10 protein-coding genes are annotated in these 16,295 nt (G+C 74.5%); 3 read left to right on the top strand and 7 right to left on the bottom strand.

Features of this window, described 5'->3' with window-relative positions; translation table 11 throughout:
- The first annotated feature begins 193 nt into the window (after positions 1–193).
- The gene (locus LZF96_RS02215) at positions 194–2,647 is read left to right on the top strand and encodes a PQQ-binding-like beta-propeller repeat protein (RefSeq protein ID WP_233865112.1); all 2,454 of its coding nucleotides are present in this window, start codon (positions 194–196) and stop codon (positions 2,645–2,647) included.
- Between the two features lie 60 nt (positions 2,648–2,707).
- Here the strand turns inward: LZF96_RS02215 and LZF96_RS02210 are convergent, their stop codons facing one another.
- The 4 genes from LZF96_RS02210 to LZF96_RS02200 all read right to left on the bottom strand — a co-directional run bounded on the left by LZF96_RS02210 (position 2,708) and on the right by LZF96_RS02200 (position 8,396).
- On the bottom strand, positions 2,708–3,460 hold the full coding sequence (locus LZF96_RS02210) for a hypothetical protein (RefSeq protein WP_233865110.1): 753 nt from the start codon (positions 3,458–3,460) through the stop codon (positions 2,708–2,710).
- Positions 3,461–4,118: 658 nt separating this feature from the next.
- Positions 4,119–4,253 (bottom strand): hypothetical protein, encoded by a 135-nt coding sequence (locus tag LZF96_RS26360; RefSeq protein WP_267940329.1) that lies wholly within the window; start codon positions 4,251–4,253, stop codon positions 4,119–4,121.
- 363 nt (positions 4,254–4,616) lie between these two features.
- Positions 4,617–4,793 (bottom strand): hypothetical protein, encoded by a 177-nt coding sequence (locus tag LZF96_RS02205; protein ID WP_233865108.1) that lies wholly within the window; start codon positions 4,791–4,793, stop codon positions 4,617–4,619.
- A 399-nt stretch (positions 4,794–5,192) separates the two neighbouring features.
- A complete protein-coding gene (locus LZF96_RS02200; protein ID WP_374203061.1) occupies positions 5,193–8,396 on the bottom strand; it encodes a BTAD domain-containing putative transcriptional regulator in 3,204 nt (1,067 codons plus the stop codon).
- A gap of 529 nt (positions 8,397–8,925) precedes the next feature.
- Between LZF96_RS02200 and LZF96_RS02195 the strand changes: the two genes are divergently transcribed.
- Both LZF96_RS02195 and LZF96_RS02190 read left to right on the top strand, forming a co-directional pair.
- Positions 8,926–11,517, top strand: coding sequence for a bifunctional FO biosynthesis protein CofGH (locus LZF96_RS02195; protein ID WP_233865107.1), 2,592 nt, complete (start codon positions 8,926–8,928; stop codon positions 11,515–11,517).
- Positions 11,518–11,781: 264 nt separating this feature from the next.
- Entirely contained in the window at positions 11,782–12,906 is a 1,125-nt protein-coding gene (locus LZF96_RS02190) for an ADP-ribosylglycohydrolase family protein (protein WP_233865105.1), read from the top strand.
- A gap of 136 nt (positions 12,907–13,042) precedes the next feature.
- Here the strand turns inward: LZF96_RS02190 and LZF96_RS02185 are convergent, their stop codons facing one another.
- The 3 genes from LZF96_RS02185 to LZF96_RS02175 all read right to left on the bottom strand — a co-directional run bounded on the left by LZF96_RS02185 (position 13,043) and on the right by LZF96_RS02175 (position 15,678).
- Positions 13,043–13,261, bottom strand: coding sequence for a DUF397 domain-containing protein (locus LZF96_RS02185; protein ID WP_233865103.1), 219 nt, complete (start codon positions 13,259–13,261; stop codon positions 13,043–13,045).
- Positions 13,262–13,664: 403 nt separating this feature from the next.
- The gene (locus LZF96_RS02180) at positions 13,665–14,534 is read right to left on the bottom strand and encodes a helix-turn-helix transcriptional regulator (protein WP_233865101.1); all 870 of its coding nucleotides are present in this window, start codon (positions 14,532–14,534) and stop codon (positions 13,665–13,667) included.
- 370 nt (positions 14,535–14,904) lie between these two features.
- A complete protein-coding gene (locus tag LZF96_RS02175; RefSeq protein WP_233865099.1) occupies positions 14,905–15,678 on the bottom strand; it encodes a GPP34 family phosphoprotein in 774 nt (257 codons plus the stop codon).
- Between the last annotated feature and the right edge of the window lie 617 nt (positions 15,679–16,295).

Below are 16,295 nucleotides of genomic sequence, written 5' to 3'. Positions count from 1 at the left end.
GAATGGGTGTTCGACTGGTTCGTTCGACGACGCGTCACGGGCGTGGAACGGAGTGACGACGCGCCGGCCCCGCGTTCACCGTTGTCGGCCGGGGCGGGAAGAATCGGCACGGACGACCGTCGGCGGCCGACGGCGGTGAGATGCTGCACGGGGCGCCCGGGCGGCGTCCCCACGGGGAGGTGGCAAAGGACTCATGGTGGAGCAGCTGACGCGGCACGATCCCCGGCGGATCGGTCCCTTCGAGGTGCTCGGACGGCTGGGCTCCGGCGGCATGGGTCTGGTCTACCTGGCGCGCTCGGCGTCCGGGCGGCGGGTCGCCATCAAGACCGTGCGCACCGAGTTGGCCGAGGACCAGCTGTTCCGGATCCGTTTCACCCGCGAGGTGGAGGCCGCCCGTTCGGTGAGCGGCTTCTACACCGCGGCCGTCGTCGACGCCGATCCGCGCGCGGCGGTGCCGTGGCTGGCCACCGCCTATGTGCCCGCCCCCTCGCTGGAGGAGATCGTCAGCGAGTGCGGCCCGCTCCCCCCGCAGGCCGTCCGCTGGTTGGCGGCCGGTATCGCCGAGGCCCTGCAGTCCATCCACGGGGCGGGGCTGGTCCACCGCGACCTGAAGCCGTCGAACGTGCTGGTCGTGGAGGACGGCCCGCGGGTGATCGACTTCGGCATCGCCTCCGGCGTCTCCACCACCCGGCTCACCATGACCAACGTGGCGGTCGGCACCCCCGCCTACATGTCGCCCGAACAGGCGCGCGACTCGCGCGGGGTGACCGGCGCCAGCGACATCTTCTCCCTCGCCTCCACCCTGGTCTACGCGGGCACCGGCCACCCGCCCTACCACGGCGCCAACCCGGTGGAGACCGTCTTCATGCTGCTGCGCGACAACCCCGACCTGGAGGGGCTGGCGGAGGAACTGCACCCCCTCATCGAGGCGTGCATGCGGCACACCCCGGCGGAGCGGCCGTCCCCCGCCGACCTCCAGGCCCAACTCGCCCCGCACCTCTTCGCCTCCGGTGACGACAGCGGCACCGCCTCCGCCTGGCTGCCGGCGGGGGCCGTGGCGCTGATAGAACGTCGGCGTCGGGGGCAGCCACGCCCCGACCCCGCCTCCCGGCCCCCGGCCCGCCCGCAGGCCGCCCCGCCGCCGATGCCAGCGGCGCCCCCGCCGGCGGCCTCCGCCACCCCCGTACCGGCCCGGTTCCCGGTGCCGCAGGTGTCCTCGGCGCCGTCCGCCGCCCCGTCGCAGGGACCACCGCCGTTGCCCCCGGTCCCCGCCCCGGTCGCGGCCGCGGGCCCGGCGGCCGGGGCATCGGGGATCGCCCCCCTGCCCGAGGGCACCATGATGCTCGGTCCGCTGCCTGGGACCGTCGAGACGGACGGATCCGGAGGCCCCGGCGGGTCCGGGCGTCACCGGGGCTCGCCCTCGGCCGGTGCCGCCCCGCCGTCCCCGGTGGCGGAGGCCGACCGGCCCGCGCCCGCCGATGCCCCGGCGTCCCCGCCCGCGCCCGCCGCCGCCCCGGTGCGCTGGCGACCGTGGAGGTTCCGTATGAGCAACGAACTGTGGGGCTCCCCGGTGGCTCGTGACGGGCTGCTGTACGTCTCCTCCTTCGAGGTCCACGCACTGGACATCGCCACCGGCCGCCGTCAGTTCAAGACCCGGGACGTGGCCTGGCTGACGGAGGTCTCCGGCGGCCGGTTGCTGGCCTCCGACGGCCCCTCCCTGCGGGCCCTGGACCCGACCGACGGTGCCGAGCACTGGAGCGTCGCCCCCGAGGGCTGGATCTACTCCCTGGCCGTCGACCGGGGCACCGTCGTCACCGGCGTCCGGGGCGGCGGGGTACAGGCCCTGGAGGTCGCCACCGGCGAGCGGCTGTGGGGGATCGACGGCGCGCAGACCGACTTCGAGACCGCCGACACCGGCCCGGTCGTCGCCCGGGGCACCGTCTACACCCGTGCCGACGACCGCCTCTACGCACTGGAGGCGCGGACCGGCGCCGAACTGTGGAGTCACCCGGTCGGTGACGCCTCCGCCACCGGCGGTGTGCCGGTGCGGCTGCGGCCCGGGCCCGACACCGTGTACGTCAGCGCCGGTACCCGGATCTTCGCCCTCGACGCGGCCGACGGCACCGAGCGCTGGCGCTTCGACGCGCCCGCCGCGTTCCTGTGCCCGCCCACTCCGGGGCCGTCCCGGCGGGGTTCCCCGACCGGGGTGTGGGTGGTGGACTACCTCGGCACGGTCTACGCGCTGGACGCCGGGGACGGCACCGAGCGCTGGCGGATCGCCACCGAGCCGCGCAACTCGCCCGAGCCGGTGCTGGTCGCCGACGGCCTGGTGCACCTGTCCGCCGGCTCGGCCGTGTACACGTTGGACGCCGTGCACGGCACGCCGTGCTGGCGCTTCGGCACCGGCGGGCCGGTGGTCGGTTCCCCGGTGGTCGCGGCGGGCCGGGTGCACTTCGGTTCCGAGGACCACTGCCTGTACACGCTGGACGCGGTCACCGGCCGGTTGAGTTGGAAGCTGGAGATGGGCGGGGCGATCACCGGCACCCCCGCCGTGGCGGGCGGGATGCTCTTCACCTGCAGCCAGGACCGTTGCGTCTACGCGCTGGACGCCGGGCGCGGCACCCGCCAGTCCTCCCGGGCCTCCTGAGACCCCGACCGGGACCGGGATGGGACCGGTCCCGGTCGGGGCCCCGGGGCGGGACGCGACTCAGGGGTGGGGGAGCGCGGCACCCCCGGTGGTGCCGAGGGGTTCCCCGCGGTGTGGTGGACGGTGGACCCCGGTGGATCCGTCGGATGTCCCGGCGGGGTGGGGGGCGTCCGGGTCGACGGGTTCCTCGCCGAATTCGAGTCCGGTCGTCCCGCCGGCCTGCACGGTCGCCGACGGGTGGAGCGGCGCGGTCAGCGCCGTGGAGAGCGTGCCGGTGGGTCCGCGCGCCTCTGCGGCGATGCCGGCCGGTACCTCGCCGTCGGGCCACGACCCGGTGACCACCAGCGGATTGATGGGTCGGGAGACCGGTGGTAGCGGATCGACCCGCTCCCACACCAGCCAGGGCCCCGGCATGACGGCCGCCGCGGCCACCAGCAACCCGCCGCCCAGCAGGGCCAGGAGGGCTCCCGACCCCAGCCCCGCGCCGCCCAGCAGGAGGCTGTTCTCCAGCTGGTAGGTGTTCAGCAGCCACAGCGAGGTGAGGACCAGCCCGATCACCCCGGCCAGGCCGATCAGCAGTCGGGAACGGAGCAGTAGGCCGAGGACGGCCAGTGTGCCGGCGGCGATCAGCAGCGGGAGGAGCCCGGCCGCCGCGCCGATGGTCTCCCCCGGTGGGGGAGGGGTGCCGAATACCTCGGCCGGGGGGATTTCCCGGCCGAGCCGGTCGCCGTACCAGGGTCGGAAGGACCCCAGGACGACCATCGCCGCCCCGATGACGGCGAGCGGGATGGCTATGAACGAGCGAATGGTCACGGACATGCCTCCTCACGGGCATCCCCGACGCCGCCCGGGGCGTCAGTTCTCGTCACCCGAAGCTATGACCCGTACACGATCGGCGCACGCCGGCGCCGCCATCCGGGGGTATCGCGCCGATCCGGGACCGGACGGGCGGCCCGGTCCGGCCCCGATGGTCGGTCCGGCCCCCGTGGGCGGCGGCGCGGTGCGCGGCCCCGGTCGGCGGGGCACCGACCACCACCGGATGGGGGACCTCGCGGTCGGCTTCCCGGGGCCGAGGGGCATTCGCCTTCGCCGGGGTGCGGGGGAGGGGCGGGGTTCGTGAACACCGTCGGGTCGCGGTCCCGGCCTCCGCCCGCCGGGGTGGTTTCCCCGGTCGGACGCCCCGGGGTCGCCGGACCCGCCCACGTGTGCGTCGGCGGGCCGGACCCGGTCCCCGGCGCACACGCGGGCGGGGCCCGGTGGCTCCCCCTCCCGGCCACCGGGCCCCGCCCGTCGGTCCGGTCCGGCGACTCCCCCGGGGCCGCCGGACCGGACCTCTCGGATCGCCTTCCCCCGCCGGGCGTTCCGTGTGCGATGAGCATGGCAGGGAGGCATAAACGATCGATAAACGTCCCGGAGTCGCCCCGGGGTCCCGGGGTCCCGCCGGTTCGGTCCGAACCGGCGGGACGGCCGGTCAGGCCCGGGGGATCGAGGTGACGTGGTTGTCGGCGGGGACGACCGGGGCCTTCGGCACGTCCACCGCGCCGAGGCCCAGGAGGACGGCGGCGGCCAGCGAGCCGATCAGCGCGAGGGCGGCGGTACGGAGCACGGGGTACCTCTCCTTCGTTGTTCCGGGGTTTCCCGGTGGGGTTTCCCGGGTCGTGGGTTCTTCGATGGGCTCCCCGATCCGGCGGACCGGGGCGAGCCGTCGGGAGGACGGCACGTGCGGGGGCGGGGACGGGTGGCGTCCCCTCGGGGCGGCTCCGGTGCGGCTCCGGTGCGGCGCCCGGACAGCACGAACCGGCTGCCGCGAGGGACGCGGCAGCCGGTACCGCGTCGGCACGGGCCCGGGAGTCGGGCCGCACCGGACGCGGGGTGGCGGGAGGGGCGGGGCGGCGGTGCGTGTCGCGCCGGGCGGTCGGGTCCGGTGCGAGGCGGGTGCCGGCGTTCCGTCGGTCCCGTCGCGGAGGGATCAGGTCGGGCCGGTTCCGGTGGCGTGGTTCTCCTGCGGACGGGTGTCGACCGGGTTGCCGGTGGCGTGGTTCTCGTCCGGGCGGGGCCCGGGCGGGGTGGGCCTCTTCCCGCCGTCGGCCGGCACCACCGGCTCCCCCGTGGCGTGGTTCTCCTGCGGAGTCACGTCGGTCGTCATGTCGTTCTCCTGTTCTCTCGTGCGCCGCACGGACCGGCCCGCCCGATGGTGGGGGCGGGCGCGTCCCGCTGTTCCACCCGCCGGCTTCCCTTGTCCGGTGGATGTGTCGGCGACCCTCTCGGGCGTGGTTGAACATCTGATAAACGCGCTGCTGAGGGTGTGTCACGTCGAAAACGGGGTCGATGGTTCCCGTCGGGGTCCGATCGTCGGTCTGCCGGCACCGTCCGTCCCGGTCCCCCTCCCCGCGTCCCATCACGTCGCGCGGGATCCACCGCGCACCCGTCACCGCACCGACACCGGTCGCCGGGCCGGGTACCCGCACCGACACCGGTCGCCCGCCGTGGACCCGTCGGCGCGTCCGCCGACGGGTCGCCGCATCCGCACCCGCCGCCGGGCCGGTCACACCGGTGTCGGATCGGCCCGCCGTCCCCGCCCGGGCCCCTCCTCGCCGGAGGAGTCGAGCAGGTCCCGCACCTCCCCGGCCTCCGGCATCCTCTCCGCCTCGAAGATCCCCAGCGCCTGCTCCCAACAGGCCCGCGCACGACCCCGCTGGCCCGACCCCGCGAGCGCCCGGCCCAGCAGCGTGAGCACCTGCGCCCGACGGAAGTCGCCCCCGATGTCCCGCAGCAGCCCCAGCGCCTGCTCGGCCAGCGCCGCCGCCCCGGTGTCGTCGCCGGCCGCCCGCACCGCCTCGCCCAGTCGGAACAGCGACATCCCCTCCCACAGTCGCTGACGGTGTTCCCGGAAGATCTCCACCGCCTCCTCCAACCGCTCCCGGGACTCCGTGTGCCGGCCGGCGGCGGTCAGCGCCATGCCCAGCGCGTACTTGGCGTTCGCCAGCCGCAGGGTCGCCCCCACTCCCAGGTAGATGGCGTGCGCCCGACCGGCCAGCTCCAGCGCGGAGCCGACCCGGCCGGTGTTCAGGTGCACCCGGGCCAGGTTCGACAGCGCGCTGGCCTCGGTGGGGGCGTTGCCGTCCTCGCGGAAGACCGCCACCGCCCGTTCCAGGTGTTCCTCCGCCTCCTCGTGCCGGGAACGGTAGATGGCGATGATGCCCTGGTCGTTGAAGCCGTAGCCGCGGGCCACCGGGTCGCCCGTCGCGGTACCCAGCCGGGCCGCCTCGGCGGCCTCCGCGGCGGCCTCCCGCACCCGCCCGGTCACGCTCAGGCTGTGTGTCGAGGACACCCGGGCCCGCCCCTCGGCGTGCCGGTCCCCGGTCGCCACCGCCCACTCCAGCACCACCGCGCAGGCCTGCTCGTACTGCAGGGAGAAGGCGCCGGTCTCGGCGAGGTCCTTGGCGGCGATCAGAAGGTCCGCCGCCTTGCCCGTTCGCCCCTCGCGGGCTCCCTGTCGGGCGCAGGCCAGCAGGCACTCCGCCTCCGCGAACAGCCACTCGCGGGCCGCGTCGAAATCCTCGAAGACCATCCCGTCCGGGTGTGCCGGCGACTCCGCCGACCCGGAGGGGACGGGTCGTCCGCCCGTGAGGTGCTCCACGGTCCGGTCGCCGGGCCGTTCCATCGCGAACACCCGGCGGGCCCCGGTCAGGTGGAAGTCCAGCAGTCGGTCGGTGGCCGCCCGTCCGGCCGCCGAGGTCTCGTCCCGTTCCGCGCAGGCGCGGGCGAACAGCCGCACCAGGTCGTGCAGTCGGTAGCGACCGGGGGCGGCGGACTCCAGCAGGCTGGTGTCCACCAGCGACTCCAGCACCTCCTCGGTGTCCTCCGGATCGCGGTCCAACAGCGCGGCGGCGGCCCGCAGCGGGATGTCGGGGCCCTCCACCAGCCCGAGCAGCCGGAACGCCCGCGCCTGCTCGGGCTCCAACTGGCCGTAGCCCAACTCGAAGGTGGCCTTGACGGCCTGGTCGCCGGCCTGCAGTTCGTCCAACCGGCGCCGTTCGTCGGCGAGTTTGCGGGCCAGCACCGACACCGCCCAGGTGCGGCGGGCGGCCAGTCGGGCGGCGGCGATCCTGATGGCCAGCGGCAGGAAACCGCAGGCGGCCACCACGTCCATGGCCGCCTGTCGTTCGGAGTTCACCCGCTCCGCGCCGACGATCCGGGCGAAGAGCTGGAGGGACTCCTCCGGGCTCATCACGTCCAGGTCCACCAGGTGGGCCCCGGCCAGGTCCACCATGCGGGTGCGGCTGGTCACCAGGACCGCGCAGTCGGGCGTGCCGGGCAGCAGGTCGCGGATCTGCGCGGCGTCCCGGGCATTGTCCAGCAGGGTCAGCACCCGTCGGCCGTCCAGCAGCGAGCGGAAGAGCGCGGCGCGCTCGCCCGGGCCCTCGGGGACGTCCGGATCGGTGACACCCAGCGCCCGCAGGAAGGAGGCCAGCACCGCCGTCGGCTCCATCGGGGCCGGACTCGCCCCCTGGAGGTCCACGTACAGCTGTCCGTCGGGGTACCGCTCGCGGACCGCGTGTGCCACGTGGACGGCCAGGGTGGTCTTGCCGACACCGCCGATACCGGCGACGGCGGAGAGCGCCATCACCGGGCGCCGGCTGTCCGTCAACCGCTCGCCCAGCTCCGTCACGAATTCCCGACGGCCGGTGAAATCAGCGACTGTCGGAGGGAGTTGTGCCGGACGCGGCAGGGTCGCGGCGCTCTCCCGGGGGCCCGGCGCGGGGGTCGGGTCCAGCGCCGGGTCGGCGGTGAGGATCCGCTGGTGCAGCTCCCGCAGTTCCGAGCGGGGCTCCACCCCCAGCTCCTCGTCCAGCACTCGGCGGGTGTCGGTGTAGACGGCCAGCGCCTCCCCCTGCCGCCCGCACCGGTACAGCGCCAGCATCAGCAACTCGCGCAACGTCTCGCGCATCGGATGGCTGCTGGTCAGCGCGGTCAGGTCGGAGACCGACTCGACGTGCAGGCCGCACTCCAGGGCCGCGCACAGGTGCAGTTCGCGCAGGACCAGTCGGCGTTCGGTCAGCCGGTTGCGATGGGTGTCGGCCGCCGGACCGGGTACCCCGGTCAGGGCCTCCCCGTCCCACAGCGCCAGCGCCCGCCCGTACAGCCGGTGGGCCTCCGCGGCGTCACCGTTCAGCGAGGCGCGTTCGGCGAGCCCGCACAGCTCGTCCAGCTCCGCGAGGTCCACCCGGTCACCGGGGCCGGGACGCAGCGCGTACCCGCCGGCCTCGCTGACCAGTACCTCCGAGCGCGGGGCCAGCAGTCGGCGCAGCCGCGAGGCGTAGGTGCGCAGCGCCGCCACCGCGCGCAGCGGAGGGTCCTCGTCCCACAGCGAGTCCACCAGTTCGGAGACTCCCACGGGGTGCCCGTCGTGCAGCAACAGTGTGGCGAGCAGAGCCCGCTGCTGGGGCGGGCCGGCGGGCTGTTCGACGCCGTCGCGCAGCACCCGCACCGGGCCGAGCAGCAGGAACTCCAGGGTGGGGGAGGAGGCCGGGGATTCCTCCGGTGTCGGCGAACTCCCGGCCCGGCGGACCCGCCCGGCGGAGTCACCGTTCGTGTCCCCCCGGGCCCCGGTCGCCGGGTGGGGGGCCGTCCCCGGTCCCCCGGCGGCCTTCGTGCCGGTCTCCGTGTCGGTCCCGGCGCAGGTTCCCGCGACCCCTGCCCCGCCCGCCGTGTTCACCGTGTACGCCGCGCCCACCGCCCGTGCCACCGTCCTCCGTCCCGTCGACGGTGCCTCACCGTCCCCGGGCCCGTGTCGATCCCCTGTCCGCGCGTGCGGCCGTTCCCGTGGGAACCGGCCCGGTCCCGGGGCGGCTGCCCCGGGGCGTGCGACGCGCGTGGCCGCGCGGGTCGTCCCGCGCTCCGCACAGTCTGCACGTTACGGGCCGGGAACGTCAGGTCGTATCCGTGCCAAGTCCGCTACGGAACAATCCGGTTGACGATCGACCGCGGCGAGTCCGCCGCGCCCGGGACGGCCGGGGCAAGGGGGACGGAGGGGACACCCGGGGCGGCCGGGACATCCGCTCTCCGGCACGGTCGGACGGTCGCCCCCGCCCGGGGCCCGCCCGTTCGCCGCGGACCCGCCCGGACCCGGCGGATCCGACCCGTTCCGGCCCGACGTGACGCATCTCAAACCCCACCCGATCGCCCGCCGGGCGCGGTGGTATGCGGGGAGTCGGCCGGAAACGCGCCACCCTCCCCACCCGTCCCGATCCGGGTGCCGCTCGTATGCTCGGGGAATGACCACGAGCGCGCACCGCCCCGGGGCCACCGCCATGCGACGCGCGTTGCGTCGAGCCGAGAACGGCGTCACCCTCGACGCCGCCGAGGCCGCCGTCCTGCTGACGGCCCGCGACGCGGATCTGGAGCGGCTGTGCGCCGTCGCCTCCCGGATCCGCGACGCCGGCCTGGAGGCGGCCGGTCGCCCCGGTGTGATCACCTTCTCAAAGAAGGTCTTCATCCCCCTCACCCGTCTGTGCCGGGACCGCTGCCACTACTGCACCTTCGTCACCGTCCCCGGGAAGTTGCGCCGTGCCGGGCGGCAGCCCTACCTGTCCCCCGACGAGGTACTGGACATCGCCCGACGCGGCGCCGAACAGGGCTGCAAGGAGGCGCTGTTCACGCTCGGCGACCGCCCCGAGGACCGCTGGCCCGAGGCCCGCGAGTGGCTCGACGCGCACGGCTACGACGACACCCTCGCCTACGTGCGGGCGATGGCCATCCGGGTCCTGGAGGAGACCGGACTGCTGCCCCACCTCAACCCCGGTGTGCTCGGGTGGGCCGACTTCCAGCGACTCAAGCCCGTGGCGCCCTCCATGGGGATGATGTTGGAGACCACCGCCGAGCGGCTGTGGTCCGAGCCCGGCGGCCCGCACCACGGTTCCCCCGACAAGGAGCCCGCCGTGCGGCTGCGGGTGCTCGAGGACGCCGGGCGCTCCGCCGTCCCCTTCACCACCGGTCTGCTCATCGGCATCGGCGAGACCGTCGAGGAACGGGTGGACTCCCTCTTCGCGCTGCGCCGGGTGGCCCGCGCCCACCGGGGCGTGCAGGAGGTCATCGTCCAGAACTTCCGGGCCAAGCCCGACACCGCCATGCGCGGCGTCCCCGACACCGAACTGTCCGAGCTGGCGGCCACGATCGCCGTGACCCGCCTGCTGCTGGGGCCCGAGGCCCGTATCCAGGCCCCGCCCAACCTCGCCGACGAGCAGTATCCGCTGCTGCTGGCCGCCGGCATCGACGACTGGGGCGGCGTCTCCCCGCTCACCCCCGACCACGTCAACCCCGAGCGGCCCTGGCCGCACATCGACGAGCTGGCCCGGCGCACCGCCGGCGCCGGCTTCACGCTGCGCGAGCGCCTCACCATCCATCCCGAGTTCATCCGGCGCGGCGAGCCCTGGCTGGACCCCCGGCTGCTGCCGCACGTCACCGCCCTCGCCGACCCCGACACCGGCCTCGCCGACGAGTCGGCCCGCCCGGTCGGGCGCCCCTGGCAGGAGCCGGACCGCCCGCTCACCGCGTCCGGCCGCACCGACCTGCACCGCACCATCGACACCGAGGGCCGCACCGGCGACCGCCGCGCCGACTTCGACGAGGTCTACGGCGACTGGGAGGAACTGCGCCGCAGCGCCGCCCCCGGCATGGTCCCCGAGCGGGTGGCGGGCGACCTGCGCGCCGCGCTCTCCACGGCCGCCGACGACCCCACCGCGCTCACCGACGAGCAGGCCCTGGCGCTGCTGCACGCCGACGGCCCGGCCCTGGAGGCGCTGTGTCGGATCGCGGACGACCTGCGCCGCGACACCGTCGGCGACGAGGTGACGTACATCGTCACCCGCAACATCAACTTCACCAACGTCTGTTACACCGGCTGCCGGTTCTGCGCCTTCGCCCAGCGCCGTACCGACGCCGACGCCTACACGCTCTCCCTGGAGCAGGTCGCCGAGCGCGCCGCCGGCGCCTGGGACGTGGGCGCGGTCGAGGTCTGCATGCAGGGCGGCATCCACCCCGACCTGCCGGGCACCGCCTACTTCGACCTGGTGCGGGCGGTGAAGGAGCGGGTGCCGGGCATCCACGCGCACGCCTTCTCGCCGATGGAGGTCGTCAACGGTGTCTCCCGCACCGGCCTGTCGATCCGCGAGTGGCTGATCGCCGCCCGCGAGGCCGGCCTGGACTCCATCCCCGGTACCGCCGCCGAGATCCTCGACGACGAGGTCCGCTGGATCCTCACCAAGGGCAAGCTGCCCGCCGCCACCTGGATCGAGGTCGTCTCCACCGCCCACGAGGTGGGTCTGCGCTCCTCCTCCACGATGATGTACGGCCACGTGGACCAACCCCGTCACTGGCTGGGGCACCTGCGCACCCTGGCGGCCGTGCAGCGGGCGAACGAGGAGAAGGATGTGCCGGGGTTCACCGAGTTCGTGACCCTGCCCTTCATCCACACCAACGCGCCGGTCTACCTGGCCGGCATCGCCCGGCCGGGGCCGACCCTTCGTGACAACCTGGCGGTCACCGCGATGGCACGGCTGCTGCTGCACCCGCACATCACCAACATCCAGACCAGCTGGGTCAAGCTCGGGGCCGAGGGCGCGGCGCGGATGCTCCGCTCGGGCGCCAACGACCTGGGTGGCACGTTGATGGAGGAGACCATCTCCCGGATGGCGGGCTCCCGGTACGGTTCCCACCGCTCGGTGGCGGACCTGCGGGCCATCGCCGAGGCGGCCGGGCGCCCCTCCCGGCTGCGCACCACCGACTACGGCCCGGTGCCGGAGGAGCGGCGGCTACGGGCTCTGGCGGAGGACGGTCGGCTGCCGGAACTGCTGCCCCTGGTCGACTGACCGGCCGGCGGGACCCGGACCGCGCCCGGGTCCCGCGCCCCCTCCTCCGCCCACCACACCGCCGCCCTTCACCCCCGGTCGCGGCCGATTCCGTTCCCCTGTGTTCCGAAGGCACTCCTGACGGACGGCGCCGGCTCCCCTACCCTGCCGGAGGGGGTCCGCCCGTCGACGACGGGCGGTTCCCGGCGCGGCACCCGGGAGGGTCGGCCGGCCGGGCCCGGGGAAGGAGCACGACCGGCTCGGCGAAACGGGGAGGGGGTGCCGATGACCACGGCGGCGGTGACCGGCGGCGGACCGTGGGGGCGCGCCGAACAGCAGGACTTCCGCAGCCGGGTGCGCGGCTGTCTGCTCGGCGGGGCCATCGGGGACGCGCTGGGGGCGGGCATCGAGTTCGACTCCCTGGAGACCATCCGCGAGCGCCACGGCCCGCACGGCGTCACCGATTACGTCCCCGCCCACGGTCGACGGGGGGCGATCACCGACGACACCCAGATGACCCTGTTCACCGTGGACGGCCTGATCCGCGCGCACATCCGCCGCGACAGCGGGGTCTGGCACCCGCCGAGCGACGTGCACGCCGCCCACCTGCGCTGGTATCGCACCCAGCGGGACTGGGGCCCGGACGAGCGCCGACCCGGTGACGGCTGGCTGGCTCGCGAGGAGTGGCTGTACGCCCGTCGGGAGCCCGGCCGCGCCTGCCTGTCGGGACTCGGCGACGCCCGCATGGGCACCCTGGAGACCCCCAAGAACCCCCGCTCCAAGGGCTGCGGCACGGTCATGCGGTCCGCGCCGTTCGGCCTGCTGGTCGGCTGGGACCCACACCTGGTCCTGCAACTCGCCGTGGAGTGCTCGGCGCAGACCCACGGCCACCCCACCGCCGGCCTGGCGGCGGGGGCGCTGGCGGTGATCGTGCACGCCGTGGTGCGCGGCGACGGGCTGGACGCGGCGGTGCAGAAGGCGCTCGCCCACCTCGCGGTGCGCCCCCACCACGAGGAGACCACCGACGCCCTGCAACGCGCGTTGGGGGCGGTGCGGCGGGGGATGCCGGGGCCCGAGCGGGTGGAGGCGCTCGGCGAGGGCTGGACCGCCGAGGAGGCCCTGTCGATCGGGGTCTACTGCGCGCTGGTCGCCGAGAACACCCGGCACGGCCTGCTGCTGGCCGTCAACCACGGCGGGGACTCCGACTCCACCGGCTCGATCTGCGGCAACCTGCTGGGCGCCCTGCACGGCGAGACGGTGTTGCCCCCCGAGTGGGTGGCGGGCGTGGAGGGTCGCGGCACCATCCTGGAACTGGCGGACGACTTCGCCATGGAGATGACCCAGGGCCCCGCGCTGCACCGCCCGGGGGGCGTCGAGGGGGTGTGGACGGACCGCTACCCCCTCGGGTGAGCGGCGGGCCGGACCGGATGGGTGCCGGCCGGGCCGAGCGGTGTGGTCGACACCCCGGTGGGGCCGGGGTGGGCGCCCCGGGCGGCCGGCCGGGCCGATCGTCATCGGCGCCGGTCGGTCCCCGGACCCGGCCGGGTCAGCCGTGACGCGGTTCGCCGGCCGCGTCGGTGCCGGGCACCGAGTCGACGAACGCCGTCCAGGAGGCGGTGGAGAAGGCCAGGCGCGGGCCGGTGGGCGCCTTGGAGTCCCGGACCAGGAGGGCCGGGGAAGCGGGCGAGAGCACCTCCACGCACGCGCTGCCCCCCGAGTGGGAGGACTTGGTCCACCGATGAGTCGAACCCTGCTGAATCGCCATGAGGTATTGCGGCCCTTTCCGTACGTCGGCGTCCGCCTTGCTGCGACGCCTCGGAGGGACGGTAATGGGCCCCGGGGGGATTCGAGCAAACGTTTCACACGAATGAATGGCACTTTCGGCATATGACTGCGGAACGCCCATGGGTGTGTGTAGGGTTCGGCGGGCTTTTCGGCGGCGTCGAAATCGATCACCAGAACGGGGGTCGAGTCGGAGTTCCCGGTGTGGGGAACGGCGCCGGGACGTGTCGGAAGCGGGCCCGGGGGTGCGGGATGGGCGGGGACGCCTTGATGGTTGTCGCCCCCGTGCCGTCCCACACCCGTGTCCACGCCCGCCATCGGGACCGCCCCGCGTCCCCCGCGCGTCCCCTCCCGGATTCCTCCCCGCCCGTTCCCCCCGGAGTGCCTCAGCGCCACCCGGGGCCCTCTCCGGCGATCCGCTGGATGAATTCCCGGGTGGCCTCCGGGCTGAGCGCCTGCGCCCGCAGGTGCTCGTACATCACGCCGTAGTTCTGTACGTCGTTCGGTTTCTCCAGGTAGAGGTCGCTGGTCACTCCTTCGAGGTACACCACGGTGGAATCCGTGGCGTCCGGGAATTCCATGATCGCGAACTGTCCGTTCACGCCGGGGTGCGCGCCGGAGGAGAACGGCAGGACCTGCAACGTCACGTTGGGGCGGCGGGAGAGATCCACCAGATGCTTGAGCTGCTCGGCCATCACCGACCGTCCACCCACCTCGCGGCGGAGCACCGCCTCGTCCACCACCGCCCACAGCCGCAGCGGACGGGCGCCGTCGTGCACCCGCTCCTGCCGGCGCAGCCGCACCTCCGCCCGGCGGGAGACCTCCTCGGTCCCGACCTCCGGCAGCGCCCCGGTGATCACCGCCTCCGCGTACTCCGGGGTCTGCAACAGCCCCGGCACCACCTGGGGCTCGAAGATGCGCAGCGAGGCGGCGTCCATCTCCAGTCCTATGTAGACGCTGTATCCGGGCGACAACTCGCCGAACGCGTGCCACCACCCCTGCTGGCGGGACTCGCGGGCCATCTGCATCAGCGAGTCGATGAGCTTCTGGTCCTGTACGTCGTACACGCCGCACAGATCCCGCACGTCGCGCGGGCTGATGCTGCGCCGACCGTTCTCCAACCGGCTGATCTTCGACTGGGAGACCAGCAGCCGGTCGGCGACCTCCTCGGCCGTCATGCCCCGGTCCTCGCGGAGCCTGCGCAGCTCCTGACCGAGCCTGCGCCGCCGCACCGTGGGATTGATCGTTCCCGTCACCGGGGGTGCACCTCCGTTGAGCCGCCAACACCGCTCGGTAGCCTGTCACTTACAGACGTGTGTGGGGTGGAGGATGTCAACAGCGGCGTACGGACCGCAAGCGGGCGATCCGATGCGGTCGGAGACGGTCGGTTCCGGTGGGGTTCGCGGGGCGCGGCGGGACATCGGAACGTCCCGGAGGCCCCGATCGGGGACCCGGGTTCGAACCCCTGTGCGCACACGGACACGGGGCGCGGGGCCGTCGGTCCACCGCACTCGGCGATGGACCGACGGACCCCGCACCCCGTATCGGCGGCTCCCGGTGGGATCACGGCACCGATCGGACCGGCCCGTGCGCCGTCGGGGCGCGCGGGCCGGTTGTCGACCGGCGCTAATGCGGCGAGAGGGACGGCCGGGCGGACGCCCTGGCCGACTCCCGTCGACGGGTCTGGTCCGGCACCTGTTGTCCGCCCCGGGCCGTCGCCGGCACGGTCGGTCGTCGGCCGCGTACGGGCGCCGGAGCGGCCCGACGCGCCTGACCGGCCGCACCGTTCTGCACGTCCATGACGGCGTGGGCGACGAGCCCACCCATCGGGTCGTGGCGGATCAGGTCCCGCAACCGGGAGCGGGAGGACCGCCCCTCGTTGCCCGGGTACAGGTGCTTGCCCAGCCCCACCGCGTGCGCCAGGGCGGCCAGGGCGGCCGTTCTGGCGTCCGGTGGGGACCCGGTGCGTATCGCACCGTCCAGGCGGGCCCTGATCTCCCGGCTGACCTCCGTGTCGGTCGCCTGGTACCGCGTTGTCGGCAGCACACCGCACATCTGGTTCTCCACCGCGTGCACCATGCCGCAGCGTTCCAGATGGGACAGGTAGGTCTGCCGCAGGCCCAGCCGGGGGCCTCCGACCCAGTGGACCGCCCGCACCGGGGCGCCGCGCCTGCGCAGCAACTCCAATGCGGTGTCCAGGGTCGGATCACCGGTGGGCCGTGCGAGTACCACGGCGATACGGTCTCCGTTCGGGGCGATGCGCCCCGCGAGAGCCAGCTCGACGAGCTGTGCCCCGGCCAGGCCGAGGTCGAGCGACTGCGGCTGTGCTGTGGTACCCGTGGTCGGGTCCAGAGCAAGCAGCAGTAGCTCCTCCGGAATGCTTCTACGACTCCTGCTCATCCATGCCTCCCCGCGTGGATGAAAGACAGGGTGACGCCTCTCACAATGTTCTGTCGAGGGTGCGTGGTCGATTTGTGATGCAACTCGCGGATATGTCGTTGTCGTCCATGCGGGTAGACCGCGACTTTCCGCCATGGGGGAGGCTGTGCGCCACGGTGCACAGGAAGCGGCACACTGATATCGGCAGTGATCCGGTCGGCGACCGGTGCACGATAGGCGAGGAGGCGCGGGTGGCGGGTCAGTCCCCGGAGATCCCGGAGAACGAGCGGGAGCAGGGTCGGGCGAACACGAGGACGCCCGGAACCACCGGGACGGTTCCCCCGGGGGCCGCTGGAACGGGGAAGCCGGGACGGGCGGGGGAACGGTCGGGCACCGACGTCGCCCCTGTCGCGGGGACGGCGGGAGGGGGCGAGCGCACCGCGGTGCTCCGCGTTCCCGCCGGTGACCTCCCGGCCGACGGCCTTCCCCCGGGTGACTTCCCCCCGGGGGAATCGGAGGCCGCTCCGGAGGCGTCCGGCGGGGGAACGGGCACGGGGGAGGGCACCACGATGCTGCGCGTCCGCCCCGCCACCGCCGGGAAGGCCCCGACCGGGGGAGTGGGGGATCCCCGCGCGTCA

This window comes from Streptomyces sp. ST2-7A (assembly GCF_021390475.1).
Taxonomy (GTDB): domain Bacteria; phylum Actinomycetota; class Actinomycetes; order Streptomycetales; family Streptomycetaceae; genus Streptomyces.
This window is presented reverse-complemented; position numbering and strand designations above follow the sequence as displayed.